The sequence below is a fragment of the Pseudomonas sp. B21-019 genome, assembly GCF_024749225.1.
In the GTDB taxonomy this organism is placed as follows: Bacteria; Pseudomonadota; Gammaproteobacteria; order Pseudomonadales; family Pseudomonadaceae; genus Aquipseudomonas.
In genome coordinates this window covers 1,442,510-1,461,329 of sequence record NZ_CP087193.1, presented here as the reverse complement: position 1 = coordinate 1,461,329, position 18,820 = coordinate 1,442,510, and the positions used below count along the sequence as shown (strand labels likewise).

19 protein-coding genes are annotated in these 18,820 nt (G+C 58.8%); 11 read left to right on the top strand and 8 right to left on the bottom strand.

What is annotated here, in order from left to right; genetic code table 11:
• Positions 1–8 precede the first annotated feature (8 nt).
• Positions 9–710 (bottom strand): DUF6933 domain-containing protein, encoded by a 702-nt coding sequence (locus LOY36_RS06475; protein ID WP_258672666.1) that lies wholly within the window; start codon positions 708–710, stop codon positions 9–11.
• Positions 711–736: 26 nt separating this feature from the next.
• Positions 737–1,555, bottom strand: a complete 819-nt coding sequence (locus LOY36_RS06470) for a sulfite exporter TauE/SafE family protein (protein WP_258672664.1) — start codon at positions 1,553–1,555, stop codon at positions 737–739.
• A gap of 112 nt (positions 1,556–1,667) precedes the next feature.
• On the opposite strand from LOY36_RS06470, the gene LOY36_RS06465 reads away from it, so the two are divergent.
• Positions 1,668–2,435: a helix-turn-helix domain-containing protein gene (locus tag LOY36_RS06465; protein ID WP_258672662.1), complete on the top strand. Its 768-nt coding sequence runs from the start codon at positions 1,668–1,670 to the stop codon at positions 2,433–2,435.
• Between the two features lie 59 nt (positions 2,436–2,494).
• Here LOY36_RS06465 and bglX read toward each other — a convergent pair whose 3' ends face one another.
• The gene (gene bglX / locus LOY36_RS06460) at positions 2,495–4,858 is read right to left on the bottom strand and encodes a beta-glucosidase BglX (RefSeq protein ID WP_026346082.1); all 2,364 of its coding nucleotides are present in this window, start codon (positions 4,856–4,858) and stop codon (positions 2,495–2,497) included.
• 254 nt (positions 4,859–5,112) lie between these two features.
• On the opposite strand from bglX, the gene LOY36_RS06455 reads away from it, so the two are divergent.
• Both LOY36_RS06455 and LOY36_RS06450 read left to right on the top strand, forming a co-directional pair.
• Positions 5,113–5,430 (top strand): helix-turn-helix transcriptional regulator, encoded by a 318-nt coding sequence (locus LOY36_RS06455; protein WP_019651748.1) that lies wholly within the window; start codon positions 5,113–5,115, stop codon positions 5,428–5,430.
• A gap of 52 nt (positions 5,431–5,482) precedes the next feature.
• Positions 5,483–5,749, top strand: a complete 267-nt coding sequence (locus LOY36_RS06450; RefSeq protein ID WP_258672659.1) for a helix-turn-helix domain-containing protein — start codon at positions 5,483–5,485, stop codon at positions 5,747–5,749.
• Between the two features lie 33 nt (positions 5,750–5,782).
• On the opposite strand, the gene LOY36_RS06445 is transcribed toward LOY36_RS06450, so the two are convergent.
• Together LOY36_RS06445 and LOY36_RS06440 are read right to left on the bottom strand one after the other, a co-directional pair.
• On the bottom strand, positions 5,783–7,318 hold the full coding sequence (locus LOY36_RS06445) for an amidase family protein (RefSeq protein ID WP_019651746.1): 1,536 nt from the start codon (positions 7,316–7,318) through the stop codon (positions 5,783–5,785).
• 113 nt (positions 7,319–7,431) lie between these two features.
• Positions 7,432–8,508, bottom strand: a complete 1,077-nt coding sequence (locus LOY36_RS06440; RefSeq protein WP_258672655.1) for an MBL fold metallo-hydrolase — start codon at positions 8,506–8,508, stop codon at positions 7,432–7,434.
• Between the two features lie 214 nt (positions 8,509–8,722).
• Between LOY36_RS06440 and LOY36_RS06435 the strand changes: the two genes are divergently transcribed.
• Both LOY36_RS06435 and LOY36_RS06430 read left to right on the top strand, forming a co-directional pair.
• The gene (locus LOY36_RS06435; protein WP_258672652.1) at positions 8,723–9,331 is read left to right on the top strand and encodes a TetR/AcrR family transcriptional regulator; all 609 of its coding nucleotides are present in this window, start codon (positions 8,723–8,725) and stop codon (positions 9,329–9,331) included.
• Positions 9,332–9,471: 140 nt separating this feature from the next.
• Positions 9,472–10,017 (top strand): DUF1003 domain-containing protein, encoded by a 546-nt coding sequence (locus LOY36_RS06430; protein WP_018926412.1) that lies wholly within the window; start codon positions 9,472–9,474, stop codon positions 10,015–10,017.
• On the opposite strand, the gene LOY36_RS06425 is transcribed toward LOY36_RS06430, so the two are convergent.
• On the bottom strand, positions 9,992–10,951 hold the full coding sequence (locus LOY36_RS06425; protein ID WP_258672646.1) for a LysR family transcriptional regulator: 960 nt from the start codon (positions 10,949–10,951) through the stop codon (positions 9,992–9,994). The genes LOY36_RS06430 and LOY36_RS06425 overlap by 26 nt on opposite strands.
• Positions 10,952–10,966: 15 nt before the next feature.
• Here LOY36_RS06425 and LOY36_RS06420 point away from each other — a divergent pair, with 15 nt between their 5' ends.
• Positions 10,967–11,674: a CTP synthase gene (locus tag LOY36_RS06420; RefSeq protein WP_258672644.1), complete on the top strand. Its 708-nt coding sequence runs from the start codon at positions 10,967–10,969 to the stop codon at positions 11,672–11,674.
• On the top strand, positions 11,671–11,994 hold the full coding sequence (locus LOY36_RS06415) for an antibiotic biosynthesis monooxygenase (RefSeq protein WP_019651741.1): 324 nt from the start codon (positions 11,671–11,673) through the stop codon (positions 11,992–11,994). Before LOY36_RS06420 ends, LOY36_RS06415 begins: the two co-directional genes overlap by 4 nt.
• A gap of 73 nt (positions 11,995–12,067) precedes the next feature.
• Here LOY36_RS06415 and LOY36_RS06410 read toward each other — a convergent pair whose 3' ends face one another.
• Positions 12,068–12,394 carry a DUF2025 family protein gene (locus tag LOY36_RS06410; RefSeq protein WP_019651740.1) on the bottom strand — a complete coding sequence of 109 codons (327 nt, stop codon included), beginning with the start codon at positions 12,392–12,394 and terminating at the stop codon, positions 12,068–12,070.
• A gap of 235 nt (positions 12,395–12,629) precedes the next feature.
• Between LOY36_RS06410 and LOY36_RS06405 the strand changes: the two genes are divergently transcribed.
• From LOY36_RS06405 to LOY36_RS06395, 3 genes are all read left to right on the top strand, one after another.
• Positions 12,630–13,757, top strand: a complete 1,128-nt coding sequence (locus tag LOY36_RS06405; RefSeq protein ID WP_258672643.1) for a glycerophosphodiester phosphodiesterase — start codon at positions 12,630–12,632, stop codon at positions 13,755–13,757.
• 108 nt (positions 13,758–13,865) lie between these two features.
• A complete protein-coding gene (locus LOY36_RS06400) occupies positions 13,866–14,171 on the top strand; it encodes a PepSY domain-containing protein (protein WP_007934833.1) in 306 nt (101 codons plus the stop codon).
• Between the two features lie 158 nt (positions 14,172–14,329).
• On the top strand, positions 14,330–15,490 hold the full coding sequence (locus LOY36_RS06395) for a GAF domain-containing sensor histidine kinase (RefSeq protein ID WP_258672642.1): 1,161 nt from the start codon (positions 14,330–14,332) through the stop codon (positions 15,488–15,490).
• Positions 15,491–15,674: 184 nt separating this feature from the next.
• Here LOY36_RS06395 and LOY36_RS06390 read toward each other — a convergent pair whose 3' ends face one another.
• A complete protein-coding gene (locus LOY36_RS06390; protein WP_258672641.1) occupies positions 15,675–17,300 on the bottom strand; it encodes a methyl-accepting chemotaxis protein in 1,626 nt (541 codons plus the stop codon).
• Between the two features lie 275 nt (positions 17,301–17,575).
• Here LOY36_RS06390 and LOY36_RS06385 point away from each other — a divergent pair, with 275 nt between their 5' ends.
• Positions 17,576–18,598: a transporter gene (locus LOY36_RS06385; RefSeq protein ID WP_019651735.1), complete on the top strand. Its 1,023-nt coding sequence runs from the start codon at positions 17,576–17,578 to the stop codon at positions 18,596–18,598.
• Positions 18,599–18,820: the final 222 nt, after the last annotated feature.

The following is an 18,820-nucleotide window of genomic DNA, read 5'->3' as shown; positions in this document are numbered from 1 at the left end:
CCACTGCGTTACTGCAGCAGCTGATCTTGCGTCGAGAGGGTGGCTTCCAGCGCCCATATTTGCCTTCTTACTTCCTCACGCCGATCACGTGCAGCCTGGATGCCGGCCTCGTCAAGGCCGCAGTACTGGCGTAACCAGTGGGCCATCATCTCCTCGTCCGGCAAGTAATAACCTTTGACACCATTGTTGCTTCTCACGGTGTCGTTCATCTGCGCGTCAAAGCGGCCAGCCATGATTTCGTCTGGCGGTAAACAACCCCACTCTGCGGCGTAATCTTCAAAGATCCAGGCAATTTCGTTGATGTGGCCTTGCGCACTGCGATGACCTCGCTTGTATAGCCTGTACTGGCGGCTTTCGTTAAATCGCTCCAGCATGGCGTCATGACCAACCCATTGCAGGACGTCATGGCGTAGCGCATCACGCATCAGTCCGTTGATCCATCGCTCGGAAAACCGTTGAACAAAACCTTCCACGTCAGCCTTTTTCGCGTCCGCGAAAATCATGCAATAACGGGTTTTCACATGGATGACGAACAACACGTGCTTGCGTTGCACGGTAATGGCGTGGACCAGCCACTGTTCGGCTGAGTCCCCCTGCTCGTCGTCCTCGATAACGGACGATGGAGGTTTCTCCACCGGGGTTATTTTCTTGCCCTTGTGGACGCGGCTGAAGAAGGTGCTGGCGGCTTCGGTGCAGTTGAAGATCAACATCCTGGGCTCTCGAGAGGTCTGTGCCGCTATTTAACGCATATGCCGAGCATCACTAAAAGCAGCAAACCAATATAAACCCGCGCATGCACCCGATCCGGTATCCGCCCGATCCACGGCGTGGCCAGCCGAATCCCCACCAGCGACCCGACCGTCAGCACCGCAAACGCCAGCACATCCACATAACCGACAAACCACGGCCCCAGATCAAACTCGGTAAACCCCGCCATCGCCATATAGGTCAGCGTCCCAGCCACCGCAACCGGAAGACTCAACGGATTAGCCATGGACGTCGCCTGGGACATGCTCAGCCCACAACGGCGCAATAACGGCACGGTCATGACGCTGCCGCCCACCCCAAGAAAAGTGGCAATAGCGCCAATTCCCACACCGCCGCCAGACACTTCTGCCCCGCCCAATCGCCGTGGGACTTCGATGTAGGACTGCGTAAGAAAACCGCGTCTGAACAAGCAGTCCAGAATGGTCACGCCCAGGTAAACGATGAAGACAGAACGGATCAGCTCACCACTCGCCCACATCGCGGCCGCAGCTCCGACGATCGCGCCCAAGCCGATGAACCCGCCCAACGGCCACAGGTAATGGCGAATGAGATTGCCGGCGCGGTGATGTTTTCTGGTGGCGATCAGTGCATTGACGATCATCACGCAGGTCGAGGTGGCTACGGCAATGTGCATCGCCGCTTGGCCGATGGGATCGTCGATGCCGTGGCTGGCCGTGAGCATGCGGTACAGCAAGGGCACGACGACAAATCCGCCGCCGAAGCCGAACAGCACGGCGGTGACGCCGGTCATGCAGCCGAAGAGTGCCAGCAAGAGGTAGAAGAACATCGCGCATCGTCCATGGGTTGAGAGTGGCCGACGATAGAGCGACGGGGCTTGGCCTGCTTCAGCAAGTCAGCCAATAATGTTTGCGTTTACGCCAACCGCTGGGTGCCGCTCGATGCGCAATGTTTCGATTGATCTGCTGGACGACACGCCACGGCCGGTGTTGGCCATCGGTACGGATTATCCCGACGGTCATCGGTTGCTGCGCCATACCCATCGACGGGCGCAGTTGTTGTATGGCGCCACCGGGGTGATGCAGGTGAGCACGCTCGACGGCAATTGGGTGGTGCCGCCGCAGCGGGCGGTGTGGATTCCGCCGGGGGTGGCGCATGAGGTGTTGATGCTGGGGGTGAGCACTCGCAGTGTGTATATCGAACCGGGGGCGGTTGATCTGGGCAAGCGCTGCCAGGTGATCAGTGTTTCGCCGTTGATGCGGCATTTGTTGATGGAGGCGGTGGAGGTTGCGCTGGAGTATGACGAGGCCGGGCGCGACGGAGCGCTGATCGACTTGTTGCTGCATGAACTGGCGCGCAGTGCTCACCTGCCGTTGCACATCCCGCTGCCGATGGATTCGCGGTTGCTCGGGTTGTGTCAGACGTTTCTCCGGCAACCGAACGCTCACCAATCGCCGCAACAATGGGCCGATCAGTTGCATATCAGCCTGCGTACGTTCAATCGTCTGTTCCGCCAACAGACCGGGCTGAGTTTCAGCCAATGGCGGCAGCGGGCCTGCGTGGTGCTGGCCTTGGCACGGTTGGCGGTGGACACGCCGGTGACGCGGATTGCCCTGGATTTTGGCTATGAAAGCCCGGCGGCGTTTTCGACCATGTTTCGTCGTGTGCTGGGGCAGGCACCGTCCGTTTGGCTGGAGGGGGCGAAATGACCCCGTAGGAGCGAGGCTTGCCCGCGAAGAATGCAACGCGGTATTTCAGGGATTACGCATCATCGTTCTTCGTGGGCAAGTCGGATCGCCGCACCGCTCGCGTCTACAGGTTCTGCACCAGGCGGATGATTGTCTTGACTGGCTTGTTCTGACAGCAATTCAAAACTCTGCTCCTTCACATCCTGGGAATCCAGGCCGATTTGCACCCGGAACTCGCCCGGTTCGGCGACGTACTCAAGTTGGGAGTTGAAGAATTTCAAGTCGTTCTCATCAATGCTGAAGTGGACTGCTTTCTCCTCGCCGGCCTTGAGCATGATTTTTTGAAAGTTCTTCAGTTCTTTGACCGGACGGGCGACAGAGGCAACGACATCGCGGATATACAGCTGAACCACCGTTTCGCCGTCACGCTGGCCGGTATTTTTCACCATGATGCTGGCGACGAGGTTGTCGGTCTTGTTCAGCGTGGTCGAAGACAGGGCCATGTCGGTCAGGCTGAAATCGGTATAGCTCAGCCCATAGCCGAAGGGGTAAAGCGGCCCATAGGATTGATCGAAATATTGCGACGTGTAGTTGCGAAGCGCACCCGGCAGGTACGGACGGCCGGTGTTCAGGTGGCTGTAGTAATTGGGGATCTGCCCCACGGAACGTGGAAAGGTGATGGGTAATTTGCCGGACGGGTTGTAGTCACCGAACAATACATCGGCAACGGCATTGCCTCCCTCGGAGCCGCTGTACCAGGTTTCCAGGATCGCATCGGCCTGTTTCTGCTCCTTGCCGATGGACAGCGGCCGACCGTTCATCAACACCAGCACCAGCGGCTTGCCGGTGGTTTTCAGGGCGGTGATCAATTCACTCTGGCGCCCAGGCAGATCGAGGCTGGTTCGACTGGCCGCTTCATGGGACATGCTGCGGGGCTCGCCCACCACGGCAATCACAACATCGGCTTGCTGTGCAGCCTTGACGGCTTCGTCAATCATTTCTGCTGCCGGACGGGGGTCGTTGGCGATTTCGGACACGCCCTGGTATTCCAGGTATTTAACAACCTCCTGATCCTCCTCGAGATTGGCACCTCGGGCATAGATCAGCGAGCCCTGGCTCATCGCGTTTTTCAGCCCGTCGTAGATCGTCACCGACTGCGCGGGCACACCGCTCGCGGACCAACTGCCCATGATGTCGACGGCACTTTTTGCCAACGGGCCGATGAGCGCGATCGTGCCTTGTTTTTTCAGCGGCAAGAGCCCGTTTTCATTCTTCAGCAGCACCAGTGTCTTGCGTGCCACTTCACGGGCCTGCGCTCTGTGCAGATGGTTTTCGGGGTTGTTATCAGCTGCGTTTTCACTGGCAGCGCCGAGGCGCCGGTAAGGGTCTTCGAACAGCCCCATGTCGTACTTGGCACCCAGGACTTCCCGCACCGCGTTATCAATATCGCTCTGGGAAATAGCGCCAGACTCAAGCAGCCCCGGCAACTCCGGGCCATAGGAGGAGTCGTTCATGCTCATATCAATGCCGGCCCTGATGGCGAGCCTGGCCGCGTCGCGAGGATTCCTCGCAACACCGTGCTGAACCAGATCGGTTACCCCGTTATGGTCGCTGATGACCAGTCCCTTGAAGCCCCACGCTTTGCGAAGCAGATCCTGCATCAACCATCTATTGGCCGCCGCCGGCACACCATTTATCGAGTTAAGCGCCGCCATGACGGCTCCCGCGCCACCCTCGATCGCCGAACGATAAGGTGGCAGGTAGTCCTGGTACATTCGGGCCAGGCCCATGTCGACGCTGTTGTAGTCGCGCCCTCCTTCGACAGCCCCATACAACGCAAAGTGCTTGGCGCTGGACATGATGCTGTCGGGCGCGTTCAAGCTCTGGCCCTGGTAGGCCTGGACCATCACTCTGGCAATGCGTGAAACCAGATAGGTGTCTTCACCGAAGCCTTCGGATGTGCGCCCCCAACGAGGATCACGGGCGACATCGATCATCGGTGCGAAGGTCATATCGATACCGTCCTCACTGGCTTCTTTCGCCGCCGTTCGACCGCTCAACTCGATGGCGTCCATATCCCAACTGGAGGCCAGGGCCAGGCCGATGGGGAAAATGGTTCGATGACCGTGTATCACGTCCCAACCGAAAAACATCGGTATCTTCAGGCGGCTCTGTTGAGCCGCGTCCTGCATGGGGCGGTTTACATAACGGCTCACAGAGCCATATGTCCCCCCGATTCGCCCGGCAGTGATCTCCTGGCAGATTTTTTCGGGCGTCATCTTTTCATCGATAGCGATCAGCCGCAGTTGGCCGACTTTTTCGTCGAGGGTCATCTGATTGATGAGGTTGGTGACAAAGGCATCTTTGTTTGGCGATGCCGTATCGGCCAGGACCGGCAGAGTTGTAAAGCTGATCAGGGCACATAGCAGACGTAGTCTTTTCATGATTCCCTTCCCCGCATAACGCTGTGGCGCACTGCTTTTGAAACGCCACCTTTCCTGCATTGAAGATCAGAAGGCTGACGTTCAATCATTTGGAGCTTTCAGGAAACCGCCTAGAGACAGCGTAGTCGGTCCAACGCCCCTGCCTGAGCGAAAAAAGACAATCGATCAAAAAATGAGTTTGATCCGGGCGCAGAACAACTGTACAAAAACACAGTACATTTTCGAATCGCCACGCTCGATCCCCGGAGAAAACCATGGCCTCTCTTGCAATGAAAATCACCCTGGAACGTATCGCCCTCTTCCAGTTCACCCCCGCCCACTGCGCCCAGGCCCGAGCGATGCTGGGTTGGAGTGTGGAAGAGTTGTCCGAGGAATCCGGGGTTTCCGTTGACGCCATCCAGCGATTCGAAGCAGAGCGTGAGGTGCTGGATGTCACCCGGCTGGCGTTGGCGTATCGGTTTGAATCGCAAGGCCTGGTGTTCTTCCCGGGGTTTGCACCGGGTCGAGGGATGAATGTGAAAGGGTCCACACCGAATCCGGTGGGGCGGGCAGATTATGGAATGGTTGAGTGAGTGAAGTTATCGATTGAGGCGCTTTGCAGGATCACACAAAAGGAATCAGGCAATGATTGAAATAGAAGAAAGCAGCGGGAACGCTTATGAAGATCTCGGAATGGATAACGCAATAGCGATGAGCACCAAATCAAAACTTGCCACCGAAATGGGTGAGGTCATCAAAGCTCGTCAGCTGACTCACGTTCAGGCGTCTGAAATTATGGGTCTGTCGCAAGCCACGCTTTCTGAGATGTTACGTGGAAGCTTTCGTGACATCGGTGAAACCAGGATGGTGGAATGTCTTTCCATGCTCAGGCGTGACATACCAGACCAGTGACACCACAAAACTCACTGGCCCGGTTACATCCCTTTACTGCTGTTTAAACGCCGGAGCCTGACGTTCTAACGAAGCCTGTTCATAGCTGTAAGCCAGGGCCAACAGTTTAGGTTCACTCCAGCGCGGGCCGTAAAAGAACACGGAGGTGGGCAGGCCATCGCCCTTCATGCCCGACGGCAGTGTGATGGCTGGGTAGCCGGCCACCGCGGCACTGAATTGCGAATAGCCGTCGGCATCGGCGATCAGGGCGTCCAGATTGTGCCCGGTCAGTTGCTCATCGATGGCTTCCTTGAAGCTGGCATTGAGTGCCGCGAACAGTTCGGATGCCTGTGCGTGGCTCATGTCCAGTTTGCTGATGTCTTTGAGCATCTGTTGACCGTAACCTTCAGGGCCAGGCTTGAGTTCGTTGAAGTCGATCAACCCTTGAAGCGTTTGGATCGGCAATCCGGAGCGGCTGGCCAGGTACTCCGGCAGCTCATGTTTCATGCCCGCCATGAGTACATTGAAGTAGCCCTCAATATTTGGCAGCCGGACTTTTAATGGCACCAGGGTAGCGCCTTGTTTTTCCAGGGTGGCCAATGCACTCAGAAACTCAGAACCGGGGCGCAACACCGAACCGTCCGGCCCCAGGTACTCGATTGGGTAACCGATTCGCTTGCCGTCCAAGGCATCCTTGGCGAGCAATGCGGTGTAATCGACACCTACCGGTGCGTCGCTGGTTGCGGCGTCCGAAGCATCGACACCTTGCAGGACGTTGAACATGAGCGCGGCGTCAAGAACGGTGCGCGTCATGGTCCCGGGGGTGTCTTGCAGACGTGTGATCGGAATGATGCCGGAACGGCTGAACAGCCCCAGCGTCGGCTTGATGCCCACCACGCCGTTGGCCGAGGCGGGGCAAGTGATCGAACCGTTGGTTTCGGTGGCAATGGCCAGCGGTGCGAACCCGGCGGCTACGCCTGCGGCCGAACCGGAACTGGAACCACACATTTCGCCGCCCAGTACGTGGGGATTTTTCCCTTGGCCACCTCGGCCGCTCCAACCGTGGGGCAAGCCCATTTGTCGAACGTAAGCCCATTCGCTCATGTTGGTTTTGCCGAGAATGACTGCGCCTGCGTCACGAAGCTGCTTGACGACAAATGCATCGTTTGCGGCTGGTTGGCCGACCATGGCCAGTGAGCCCGCGCTCGTTTGCAGGGTGTCTGCGGTATCGACGTTGTCTTTAAGTAGAACCGGAATCCCGTGGAGCGGACCACGAACCTTTCCGTCCTTGCGTTCCTTGTCCAGCGCCATTGCAATCTCGATGGCCTGGGGATTGAGCTCCATGACCGCGTTGATTGCCGGCCCCTGCTTGTCCAGTGCCTCGATACGCGCCTGCAAATGCTTCACCAGTGCTACGGAGGTGAGTTCGTTGCGCTCCATCTTTGCAGTGAGTTCGCTGACACTCTCGTATTCGAGCGCGTTGACCGCTGCAGATGCTGCAGCGGTGTCATCGGCGTAAGCGGAACCCGCGACGGAAAGCACAATGGCCTGCGCCAGCACCGTCATGCGGCTTTTGAAAATGTCCTTCATGTAAAACGTCCTTATTATGGCTAATCACGAGTGAGTCATTTCACTCGCCTCAAAGCCTACCGAAGCCGTAGGAAACGACTGTCAGCGACAAGGAACGAAGGCCGTACGAAAGTTCATCCAGACTTGTAGCCGCTACAAGCAATGTGTCCTTTTTCCTTCATCGTATTTTCCAGATCCAGCCACCACGCGCCACCACGCTGCGGATACATCACGTTGAACGCCTCGCCCATTTGCGGCGTGGTGATCGACACGTTCCGTTCCCAGGCCAGCGCCAGAATACGGTCGAAAGGTTCGTACCAGGCGTGCATCGACAGGTCGAAGGTGCCGTTGTGGATCGGCAGCAACCAGCGCCCTTTAAGGTCAATGTGCGCTTGCAGGGTTTGCTCGGGCTGCATGTGCACGTGAGGCCACTCGACGTTGTAGGCGCCGGTTTCCATAAGGGTCAGGTCGAATGGGCCGTACTGCTCGCCGATGCGTTTGAAGCCGTCGAAGTAGCCACTGTCGCCACTGAAGAAGATCCGCGTGTCGCCGTCGATCATCACCCACGACGCCCACAGGGTGCTGTTGCCGTCGAACAGGCCGCGACCGGAAAAGTGCTGCGAGGGTGTGGCGACGAATTGAAGGCCATCGACCTCGGTGCCCTGCCACCAATCCAGTTGCCGCACTTTGCTGGCGTCGATGCCCCACTTGATCAGGGTGTCACCCACGCCCAGGGGTGTGAGGAAGTAGCGGGTCTTGTCCGCCAGTTTGAGCACGGCCTGATGATCGAGGTGGTCGTAGTGATCGTGGGACAGGATCACCGCTTCAATCGGCGGCAGATCTTCGAGGCTGATCGGAGGCTGGTGGAAACGCTTGGGGCCGGCCCATTGCACGGGCGAGGCGCGTTCGGCGAAGACCGGGTCGGTGATCCAGAACTTGTCCTGCAATTTGAGCAGAAGCGTGGAATGGCCCAGGCGATAGACGCTGTGGTTAGGCGCGGCGATCAATGCCGCCTGGGTCAGGGTTTGCACCGGAACGGGGGCCGACGGCCGGGTGTCGTGCGGTTTGTTGAAGATGAAGTTCCAAAGGATGCGCAAGGTTTTGCGAAAGCCTTCGCGCTGCACCGGCACATGGTTTCGGTACTGCCCTTGAGCCTGTCGGGACGCTTCAGGCGTTGAAGCGTTGTTCGCTGGGGAAGTTGAAGTGGCCATGACTGAATGACTCCAGAAAAACCGCACAATTGACGATTTTCCGCTTGGGACGATTTATGGCCAAGGCATGCACGCATCAGCCGAGATTCTATTTCTCAATGTGCAGGATTAACACAACATTACACTGCACAGTGTAGTTTCTAGGTTGCATCAAAGCCGATCACAAGTAAACTACCAAGTGTAATTCTCCACTTCTTCCTGCCGAAGCGTACTTATGACAGCTCCACAGCGCCTCACCGACCGAAAACGCGAAGCCATCATCCAGGCGGCGATTACCGAATTCCGTACCAACGGTTTCGACATCACCAGCATGGACAAGATCGCCGCCACCGCCGGCGTGTCGAAGCGCACGGTGTACAACCACTTCCCGAGCAAGGAAGAGTTGTTTGCCGAAATCCTCAATCAGTTATGGACCCGAGTAACGGCCGAACAGGAAACGGCCTACCGCCACGACCTGCCCCTGCGCGATCAGCTGCGCCTGATGTTGCAGGCGAAATTGCAGATGCTGGCCGATGACAATTTTCTCGACCTGGCGCGGGTGGCGATCGCCGCCGCCATCCACTCTCCCGAGCGTGCGCAGAACATGGTTGCCCGAATGGGTGAGCGCGAAGAAAGTTTGACCGTGTGGATTCGTGCCGCCCAGGCCGATGGCCGCTTGAAACAGGTCGCGCCTGAGTTCGCTGCGCAACAGATCCACGGGTTGCTCAAGTCCTTTGCCTTCTGGCCGCAGATTTCCATGGGCCAAACGGGCCTGTCGCCCGAGATGCAGCACACAGTGGTGGAATCTGCGCTGGACATGTTCCTGGCGTGCTATGAGTGCTGAGCTGAGCTGCAAAAAATGACAACGTCCGCCGTTTTATCGCTGATTGGTCGCTCTGAATAAGAACTCGGTAATGTGTTTCTGAATGAGACTGACGCTGGAGCTATAGTGAGCCTCAGTCCCAGCCCCCTTCAGAGAGCATCATGAGCACTCCGACCCACGAAACCGAAACCGAAATCACCGGCCCTGTCGATCACCTGCGCTTCCATCGCCCTCACGCGCACCTGGCACCTACTTTCGGTACCGACCGTTTTGCCCTGCGCGCCGAGGCTTTTGCGCGGTTCTTCGGCACGCCGACCTTCCTTGGCGCCCAGACCTTGGTGGTGGTGATCTGGATTTGCCTGAACCTGTCCGGCGTAACCCAATTCGATGTGTACCCCTTCATCCTGCTCAACCTGGCGTTCAGCTTGCAAGCGGCCTACGCCGCGCCGCTGATTCTGCTGGCCCAGACGCGTCAGGCGGCGCGGGACAAAGCCCAGTCCGAAGCCGATGCGCGACATCGTGAAGCCTTGGCCATCGCCAACAGTGAACGTCAGGCCCAGGCCGCGCGGAACACTGCGCAACTGAAGGAGTTGCTGGAGCAAAATACCCGGCTCACCGAAATCACCAAGACCCTGACTGAGCGCATCGAAAGCCTGACCTCGGAAATGCATCAACACTTCATCAGCAAGGAGCCACCGAAGGTTTGATCCGGAGCGCCCGCCCCAACTCGTCGAACAACGTCACCACCGAGCGCAATGCGCGGCAGTCCGGGCGGGTCAGCAGCCACAGCGCGGTGTCGTAACCGTGCAGGGGCTCGGTCAACGGTTGCAGTTCTTCACCGATCAAAAAGTCCGGCAACGCCGCGATGCCCAGTCCGGCCCGCACCAACTCGGTCACCGACAACATGCTGTTGCAGCGATAACCGGGTGTTACGCCGGGCAACTGCTGACGCCGCCAGGCGACGGTGGGGTGATCGGGAAGAAAGTCGTCCGGGGCGATCCAGGTCAATGAGGCCAGGTCGTGGGATTCGACCGATTGCAGATAGGCCGCGCTGGCACAGACCCGGTAGGAAATGTCTGCCAATCGCCGGCCAACCAGATGCTCGGGCGGGGTGCGGGTCAGCCGCAAGGCGATGTCGGCGTCGCGGCGGCTGAGGTTGGCGAAGTCGTTGGAGGTGCAGAGTTCGATAGTCAGCGCCGGATAAGACGGCATGAACCGCGCCAGTGCCGGTAACAGCAGACTTTGCAGGACCGAATCGGTGCAGGTCAGGCGCACCGTGCCGCTGATGATTTCACCGCCCTGCTCCACGCCAATGCGCGCCGCCTCCAGCGCTTGTTCGGCGCGTTCAGCCTGCTCGGCCAGGGTCTGCGCCAGCGTCGTCGGCAGGTAACCAACGCGGCTTTTTTCGAACAGTTGCTGGCCTAGCGCGGCCTCCAGGCGGCGGACCGCGCGAAACACTGTCGAAACGTCGACCTTCAACAACACCGAAGCCCGGGCCAGAGAGCCGCCGCGCACCAGTGCGAGGATCAGGGACAGGTCGGGATAGTCCAGCTGATAGTGCGTCGATGCATTGATCACTTGGGATAACGCCAATATTGATTGCGTGAACGCCAATCTATAGTCGGTGCCAGAAATCAACAAGCGTCGAGATCACTCATGGAAACCAACGCCATCCGCATTGCCCTGATCGGTGACTACGATCCACAGGTCACCGCCCATCAAGCCATCCCCGTCGCCCTCGGCATGGCCGCCGAACACACCGGCATGAACCTGCAATTTGAATGGCTACCCACCGACCGCATCACCACCGATACGCCACTGGATGACTTCGATGGTTTCTGGTGCGTACCCGCCAGCCCTTATCGCGACATGGATGGCGCGCTACGGGCGATCCGCTTTGCCCGGGAACAACAACGGCCGTTCCTCGGCACGTGCGGCGGTTTTCAGCACGCGGTACTGGAGTTCGCCCGCAACGTATTGGGCTGGGAAGATGCCGAACACGGCGAGACTTCGCCCAACGCGACGCGGGCGTTACTCACGCCGCTGACCTGTGCGCTGGTGGAAGCCGTCGACAGCATTCATTTGGTTGAAGGCTCGTTGATCGCCAAGGCGTACGAAAATGCTGAAATTCGTGAAGGCTACCGTTGCCGTTACGGTGTGAATCCCGAGTTTGAACGGCAGCTACTGACGCGACAGTTGCACGCGGTTGGCCACGATTCGGCGGGGGATCTGCGGGCAGTGGAGCTGAAGGATCATCCATTCTTTGTCGCAACGCTGTTCCAACCGGAACGCGCCGCGCTCAAAGGCCTGCTGCCGCCGTTGGTCAAGGCATTGATCGAGGCCTGCGCGAGGCAAAAATCATGATCGCCCAGACACCTGCAGCACCTTACTACGCAGTGATTTTCACTTCGCTGCGCACCGAAGGCGATCACGGTTACGAACAGGCCGCCGAACGCATGGTGGAGCTGGCCCGTGAGCAACCCGGCTTCCTGGGCGTGGAATCGGCCCGGGGCGCGGATGGGCTCGGGATTACGGTGTCCTACTGGGCCAGCGAAGCGGCGATCCTGGCCTGGAAGCATCACCCCGAGCACAGCGCGATTCGTGAGCGTGGGCGATCGACCTGGTATTCGGCGTGTCATACGCGGGTGTGCAAGGTTGAGCGGGCCTATGCGTTCAAACAGTGAATGACCCGGTGATTCTGGAGGCCGTCTTCGCGGGCTTGCCCGCGAAGACGCCAGAACAGCCACCGCAAAACCCTCACCCCCGCACCAAACTCCTCACCGCCGTAATCTGCGGCAGGTCCTGTCGATTCATGTACACCCGCAGCGGCTCGGTGATGTTGATCCGGTCGTCGATGTTCTGGTCCAGCAGCAACTGAATCAGTTCGCGCTTGAGCGTCATGGTCTGCTCGGGGCCGGGTGCCCAGACGAATTCGCTGGCGGGGATGATGCCGTCGTCAGCCACGTCCATGCCGAAGGCGTCTTCGCTGAAGCGCACGATGTACTGGCCGGTTTTGCGATTGAGGCCGACGAAGCCTTTGAGTTGGTCGGCGGCCTGGCAAATGAGCTGGGAAGTGATGCGCATGGTAAACCTCACAAAAGGTCGCTAAGGACCGGTGATCGATGGTTTACACGCAGGCAAGTGAACGGGTTTCCCTCTGCCGGGGAAACTGCAGGTGTGAAGATTACTGCAAAGAGCCGCACAAAAGCGTCGAAGAAATCTTCTTTAAACACGTTTATGTCGGTCTGGTGATAGCACAAGCGGCGCTCAGTTGTTAAAAGATACGTCTTTGAAAACTCATCGCAAAAGGACTTCGACCATGCCTGTCTCCTTCACCAAAAGCGCGCTGCTGCTGAGCCTGATGCTCGGCCTCGGCCAGGCACAGGCCACCAGCGAGCCAAGCCCCAGCGCACTGGCAACCCGCCTGGGCATTCCGCACCCGGCGGTGATCGCCCACCGTGGCGCCTCTTTCGATGCACCGGAATCCACCGCCGCGGCCTACAAACTGGCTCGCGACCTGGGCGCCGACTACCTGGAAATGGACCTGCAACGCAGCAAGGATGGCGTGCTGTTCGCCCTGCACGACAACAACCTGCAACGCACCACCGACGTCGCCACCAAATTCCCTGAGCGCAAGGACAGCCCGGCCAACGAATTCACCATCGCCGAACTGAAAACCCTGGATGCCGGCAGCTGGTTCAACACGGCGTACCCGGATCGCGCGCGTCCTGGCTACGTGGGTCTGAAGATCCTGACCCTGGACGAAATCATCGACATCGCCCAAGGCAATCCACTGCACAAGCCTGGCCTGTACATCGAAACCAAGGAGCCAAAGCAGTTTCCCGGCATCGAACGCGATCTCAAGGATAAATTGCAGGACCGTGGTTGGCTGAGCCCGACGGGTTCCAAACTGGCAAAAAGTAATCTGGCGGTCGGCCAGGGGAAAGGCAAAGTCGTGCTGCAAACCTTCGAGAAGAGCAGCCTCGAACTGCTCGAGAAGGAGATGCCGCAAGTGCCGAAAATCCTGCTGTTGTGGGTCGGCGAAGGCAGCATCGAGCCGAAATCCAAAGTGGCGTTCGCTGAGTCCGGAGACAAGGACAAAGCGACTTACTACGCCAAACAGGAACCGAAAGACAAAGCCGAATTCCAGCAATGGGTCGAGTACGCCAAGTCCCAGGGCGCTATCGGCACCGGGCCTTCTGCCGCGCTGACCAAGGGCGGCGATCAGAGCTATTCAGACCTGGTGAAACCGTGGATGAACCAGTTCACCCACGATCAGGGCATGCTGGTGCACGTCTACACCATCGACGATGCCGTGGATTATCAGAAAGTGACGGATGCCGGTGTCGACGGCATCTTCACCAATCGCGCCAGCGAACTGCTGAAGTTCTATAAACGCCCGGCGGCGGCGAGTGTTGCGCAGTTGTTGCAGAACAACGGGTATTGATTCAAGACCGTGGCGCCTGTTTCGCGGGCGCCACGGTAATTAAGGGTGAATTAAGTTGCGCTGTTTAACCTGATCCCACTTAAACAGCTCCTCCAAGGAAAGAACTTGATGAAAACCTTAACTGCCCTGTTCACCGCTGCCGCCCTGACCCTCACCGCCGGCCTGGCCCAAGCTGACGTTCGCGTCGACCAGATCCCCGAGTTGGTCAAAAGCGGCAAGATCAAACCCCTGGAAGAAATGAACCAGGCCGCGCTGAAGTTGCATCCGGGCGCCACGATTACTGATACCGACCTGGATAACCACTTCAACGGTTACGAATATGAAGTTGAACTGCGTCTGGCTGACAACACCGAATGGGACGTGGACTTCGATGCCGCCACTGGCAAGGTCCTGAGCAACAAACAAGACAAGTGATTCAACTGCAAAAAGCCGCACGATCTTCGGGTCTTGCGGCTTTTTTGCGTTCGGCGTAAGGCAAATCGCTGAAGTGATGAACGAAGTCGCGCCCTTTTGCGCAAGCCCGCTAGAATCCCTCAACACCACTCAGCATGTTGAAGCAGAGAACCAGGGATATGGGGCAAACAGCGACAGCAGATATCGCCACGATCAGCCGGATCAGCGCGGTGCCGGTGGTTCTTCAGGTGATAGGTGAGTTGACCGGTTTGCGGTTCGCGGCGGTGGCCCGCGTCATCGACAACACCTGGATCGCCTGCGCGGTGCTCGATCGACTGGATTTCGGCGTGCAAGTGGGCGATGAACTGCAGCTGGTCTCCACGCTGAGCGAAGAAATTCGCCGGGGCCAGCAGTCAGTGGTCATCGACAAGGTCAGTGAAGACCCGCTCTGCCGCGACCATCCCTTCGAAAGCTACATTGCCGTGCCGGTATTTCGCACCGACGGGCGCTTCTTCGGCACCCTCTGCGCCCTCGATCCTGATCCCGCGCCGCTCAAGTCCAGCACGATCCAGAGCACCATGGAATCGTTCGCCCGGATGCTCGCGCTGCAAATCGAAGCCGACGAAAACCTGCAACGGACCGAAGCGGCGCCGATCAAGGAACGTAAAACCACCGAACTGCGCGAACAGTTCATCGCCGTGCTCGGTCATGATCTGCGTAACCCCTTGTTCGCCATCAGCGCCGGTGCCGAAATGCTCCTGCGCAAACTCAAAGACCCGGCGAATGAGCAACGGGCGCGGCATATCCTCACCAGCGCCCGGCGTGCGACCAAACTGGTCGACGATGTACTGGACTTCGCGCGGGGGTCATTGGGTCACGGCATCCCGGTGAATATCGAGCCGTGCCCTGATTTGGGAGATGTGCTGCGGCATGTGATTGCCGAGATCCGGAGCATTCACCCCAAGCGCATCATTCAGTCGTCGATTGGCGACCTGAGCGACATTCACTGCGATCGCGAACGGGTCGCGCAGTTGCTGTCCAACCTGCTGGCGAACGCCGTCGTCCACGGCGATCCCGACGGCCCGATCGAGGTCAGTGCGCAGGTCAACGAAGGGCAGTTCGTGTTGAGCGTGAAAAACCACGGGCTGATTGCCGAGGATGCACTGCCGCAGCTGTTCCAGCCCTACTCGCGACCGACCGGCGGAACACCGCAGGCTGGCCTCGGATTGGGTTTGTACATTGCCGATCAGATTGCGCAGGCCCATGGCGGCAAACTGGAGGTGGAATCGACCGAGCCGCAGGGCACGACGTTTACCTTCAGCTTGCAATGCGATCTGTAGCAGCTGTCGAGCTTGCGAGGCTGCGTTCGGCTGCGCAGCAGTCGTGAGTCCGGCTGACGCGGTCTGCCTGACACACCGCAATCACTGGTTTGACGACCGCTACGCAGCCGAACGCAGCCTTCGGCTGCTGATACAAGGAATGCGTGTACCACTCGGTAACCGATTCGGTACACAGCCCATTTCACTAGGCGCTCAACCGCGCCGTCACCTCATTCAATTGCCCTGACAGCCCATGCAGGTTATGGCTGGCCGCTTCGGTGCGCTGCACGTTGTCCAGGTTGGTACTGGCGATGCTGGTGATTTCGGTGAGGTTGCGCGAGATGTCTTCGGCCACTGAAGTCTGCTCTTCTGCGGCGGTGGCGATCTGGCGGTTCATGTCGCGAATGGCTTCCACGGCATGGGTGATACGCTCGAGCATGGCGCCGGCCTGGGTCACTTGCTCGACGCTTTGCTCGCTGCGCGACTGGCCACTTTCGATGGCCTGGGCCGCATCCACCGCACCGGTTTGCACGGTTTGAATGATCTGGTTGATCTCGATGATCGACGCCGCCGTGCGCTGGGCCAGGCTGCGCACTTCATCGGCGACCACCGCAAAACCACGCCCGGCTTCACCGGCACGGGCCGCTTCGATTGCCGCGTTGAGCGCCAGCAGGTTGGTTTGTTCGGCGATGCCGCGAATCACTTCCAGCACCTTGCCGATGCGCCCGCTGTCTTCTTCCAGGCGACGGATGACCGTGGCGGTGTTGGCGATTTCGCCACGCATTTGGGTGATGGTGTGAATGGTGCCCTGCATGACCTTCTCGCCTTGCTGGGCGGACTGATCGGCATCGTCGGCCGCACGTGCCGCTTCGGCGGCGTGGCGCGCGACTTCTTGCGCGGTGGCGGACATTTCGTTCATCGCCGTGGCCACCTGATCGGTGCGATTGAACTGCTCGTTGGTGCCGCTGGCCATGAGGCCGGCAATCGAGTTCAGCTCACCGCTGGCACTGTCCAGGTCCGACGCGCTGCGCTGCAAACGACTGAAGGTTTCGGCGAGGAAATCGCGCAAGGTGTTGGCGGCCCTGGCCAGGTTGCCCAACTCGTCCTGACGGGTGCTGGCCACGCGTTCGGCGAACCGGCCCTGGCTGAGTTGCGCCACGTAGTCGATCAGTTTGCGGATCGGCTCCACCAGATTGCGATTGACCAGCCACAGACTCAACAAACCAATCAGCAGACCCGACACCAGCATCACCGCGATCCCCAGCAACACGGTGCGATCGGCACTGGCACTGATCAATTTCGATTGTTCGAAACTCTGCTTGCGCAGTTCACTGACCAGTTCATTCATCTGCTCGCTGGCAGCGCGGTCCACGCCCTTGACCGCATTGTCGCCGGCCGATGGGTCGGCACCAGCGGCCACGTAGGCATCACGGCCCTTCTGATACGCCGCACCTAATACACGATGCTCCTCACGCAGGCGTTCGATGCGGGTCTTGAGTTGCGGCTCCATCCCCTTCTGCCCGGCCAGTTCACCGAGGATACCCTGCACATTGCGCTGCCCCTCCTCGAACTGCTTCCAGTATTTGTCCAGATCCGCGGGTTGCTTGCCGCGCAGCAGGACGTTTTTCCACTCCTGGACCTGCACCTTGAATTGCAGGTTGGCTTCATCAATCAATTGCGAAGTGTGCAACGGGCCTTCAATCAGATTCGCGTAGCTCTGAACGCCGTTGGACAGAAAGTGAAAGCAGGCCAAAGCGATCAACAACATCGCCAACAGGCTGCCACTCAACAGGGCGAGAATTTGTGCTCGAAGGGACTTTTGCAAAGACATCGGGAAGTACTCGAAACAGGAATGAGGCACGCTGATGAAGGCGTGAAAAGTATCCGGACATCCCTGTCTGTCACATTGGCCCTTGGCCGAAGGCGCGCAAACTTAACCCAAGCTTGATCGGCGTTCCAGAGCGGTTCTTGAGGAGAATCCGACCATCGGTATCGCAATCGTTTGCGTACACCTCGCCGTCACAAAACCGTCATGAGCGCTTGCAATGATGGGGCTCAAGTGAACCTGTAAAACCCGCGACAGGCGCCTCCTCGCAGCGAGACTTCATGAACCACAGCATTGACCAACGCCATCGCGACTCCGACTTGTTCGGCCTGCTTTACGGTTTCAGTTTTCGCCCCGGCGAGCGTGGCCGAGAGATCGATTCGGCCAAGGCGTTGCACTGTCTGCAACAGCCCCAGGACAGCGACGAGTTCCTTTGGCTGCACCTGAACCTGGCCCATGCCGCGTGCGAGCGCTGGATGAAAAGCCATCTGGAATTGCCCGACGAGTTTTTCGAAGCCTTGCATGAAGGGTCCCGTTCAACGCGCATCGAGCATGTCGATTCGGCGTTGCTGGCGGTGGTCAACGACGTGGTGTTCAACCTCAGCAGCATGGTTTCCTCGGATGTCTCGACGTTGTGGGTCTGCGCCCGCAGTCGGCTGATCATCAGCGCGCGCCTGCAACCGCTGCACTCGGTGGACAAGCTGCGCTCTTCGGTGAAGGCCGGTGAATGCTTTCGCTCTCCGCTGGAATTGCTGGTGCATTTGCTGCGTGATCAGGGCGAAGTGCTGACGCAGATCGTGCGCAAGACCAGCCTCAGTGTCGATCAGATCGAAGATGAATTGCTGTCGTCGCGCCTGTCCACCAACCGCGCCGAACTGGGCGCCAACCGCCGGGTATTGGTGCGCCTGCAACGGCTGCTGGCGTTGGAGCCGGGCTCGTTGCTACGCCTGCTCAATCGCCCTCCGCAATGGTTGCAGAAGGAGGACGTCAAGGAGCTGCGCAAATCCACCGAGGAGTTTGCGCTGATCATCAACGACCTCACCGCGCTCGGTGAGCGGATCAAGCTCTTGCAGGAAGAAATCGCCGCCAATCTCAACGAACAGAGCAACCGCACGCTGTTCACCCTGACCGTGGTCACGGTGCTGGCGCTGCCGATCAACATCATTGCCGGTTTCTTCGGCATGAACGTCGGCGGAGTGCCGCTTGCCGGTGATCCGGAGGGGTTCTGGATTCTGGTGGCACTGGTGGCGACGTTTACCCTGATTGCCGGGCGCTGGGCGTTTCGTAAGCGACGTGATTATTAAGCAAAGTACCAAGGCCTTATCCCAATCCTGTGGCGAGGGGGCTTGCCCCCGTTGGGCTGCGTAGCGGCCCTTATCGGGTTTATTCATTCAAACCGCATTCTCTGGTTTTACGACTGCTTCGCAGCCGAACGGGGGCAAGCCCCCTCGCCACAGATATTTGCCTGCATTAACTTCTAGCCCCACAAAAAAACCAAACACTGACCCAGCGCAGTCTCACTGTAA

Bases quoted from the DNA above. Each gene is read 5' to 3' on its own strand.
- LOY36_RS06475 (WP_258672666.1), bottom strand. From the start codon at position 710: ATGTTGATCTTCAACTGCACCGAAGCCGCCAGCACCTTCTTCAGCCGC.
- LOY36_RS06470 (WP_258672664.1), bottom strand. From the start codon at position 1,555: ATGTTCTTCTACCTCTTGCTGGCACTCTTCGGCTGCATGACCGGCGTC.
- LOY36_RS06465 (WP_258672662.1), top strand. From the start codon at position 1,668: ATGCGCAATGTTTCGATTGATCTGCTGGACGACACGCCACGGCCGGTG.
- bglX (WP_026346082.1), bottom strand. From the start codon at position 4,858: ATGAAAAGACTACGTCTGCTATGTGCCCTGATCAGCTTTACAACTCTG.
- LOY36_RS06455 (WP_019651748.1), top strand. From the start codon at position 5,113: ATGGCCTCTCTTGCAATGAAAATCACCCTGGAACGTATCGCCCTCTTC.
- LOY36_RS06450 (WP_258672659.1), top strand. From the start codon at position 5,483: ATGATTGAAATAGAAGAAAGCAGCGGGAACGCTTATGAAGATCTCGGA.
- LOY36_RS06445 (WP_019651746.1), bottom strand. From the start codon at position 7,318: ATGAAGGACATTTTCAAAAGCCGCATGACGGTGCTGGCGCAGGCCATT.
- LOY36_RS06440 (WP_258672655.1), bottom strand. From the start codon at position 8,508: ATGGCCACTTCAACTTCCCCAGCGAACAACGCTTCAACGCCTGAAGCG.
- LOY36_RS06435 (WP_258672652.1), top strand. From the start codon at position 8,723: ATGACAGCTCCACAGCGCCTCACCGACCGAAAACGCGAAGCCATCATC.
- LOY36_RS06430 (WP_018926412.1), top strand. From the start codon at position 9,472: ATGAGCACTCCGACCCACGAAACCGAAACCGAAATCACCGGCCCTGTC.
- LOY36_RS06420 (WP_258672644.1), top strand. From the start codon at position 10,967: ATGGAAACCAACGCCATCCGCATTGCCCTGATCGGTGACTACGATCCA.
- LOY36_RS06415 (WP_019651741.1), top strand. From the start codon at position 11,671: ATGATCGCCCAGACACCTGCAGCACCTTACTACGCAGTGATTTTCACT.
- LOY36_RS06410 (WP_019651740.1), bottom strand. From the start codon at position 12,394: ATGCGCATCACTTCCCAGCTCATTTGCCAGGCCGCCGACCAACTCAAA.
- LOY36_RS06405 (WP_258672643.1), top strand. From the start codon at position 12,630: ATGCCTGTCTCCTTCACCAAAAGCGCGCTGCTGCTGAGCCTGATGCTC.
- LOY36_RS06400 (WP_007934833.1), top strand. From the start codon at position 13,866: ATGAAAACCTTAACTGCCCTGTTCACCGCTGCCGCCCTGACCCTCACC.
- LOY36_RS06395 (WP_258672642.1), top strand. From the start codon at position 14,330: ATGGGGCAAACAGCGACAGCAGATATCGCCACGATCAGCCGGATCAGC.
- LOY36_RS06390 (WP_258672641.1), bottom strand. From the start codon at position 17,300: ATGTCTTTGCAAAAGTCCCTTCGAGCACAAATTCTCGCCCTGTTGAGT.
- LOY36_RS06385 (WP_019651735.1), top strand. From the start codon at position 17,576: ATGAACCACAGCATTGACCAACGCCATCGCGACTCCGACTTGTTCGGC.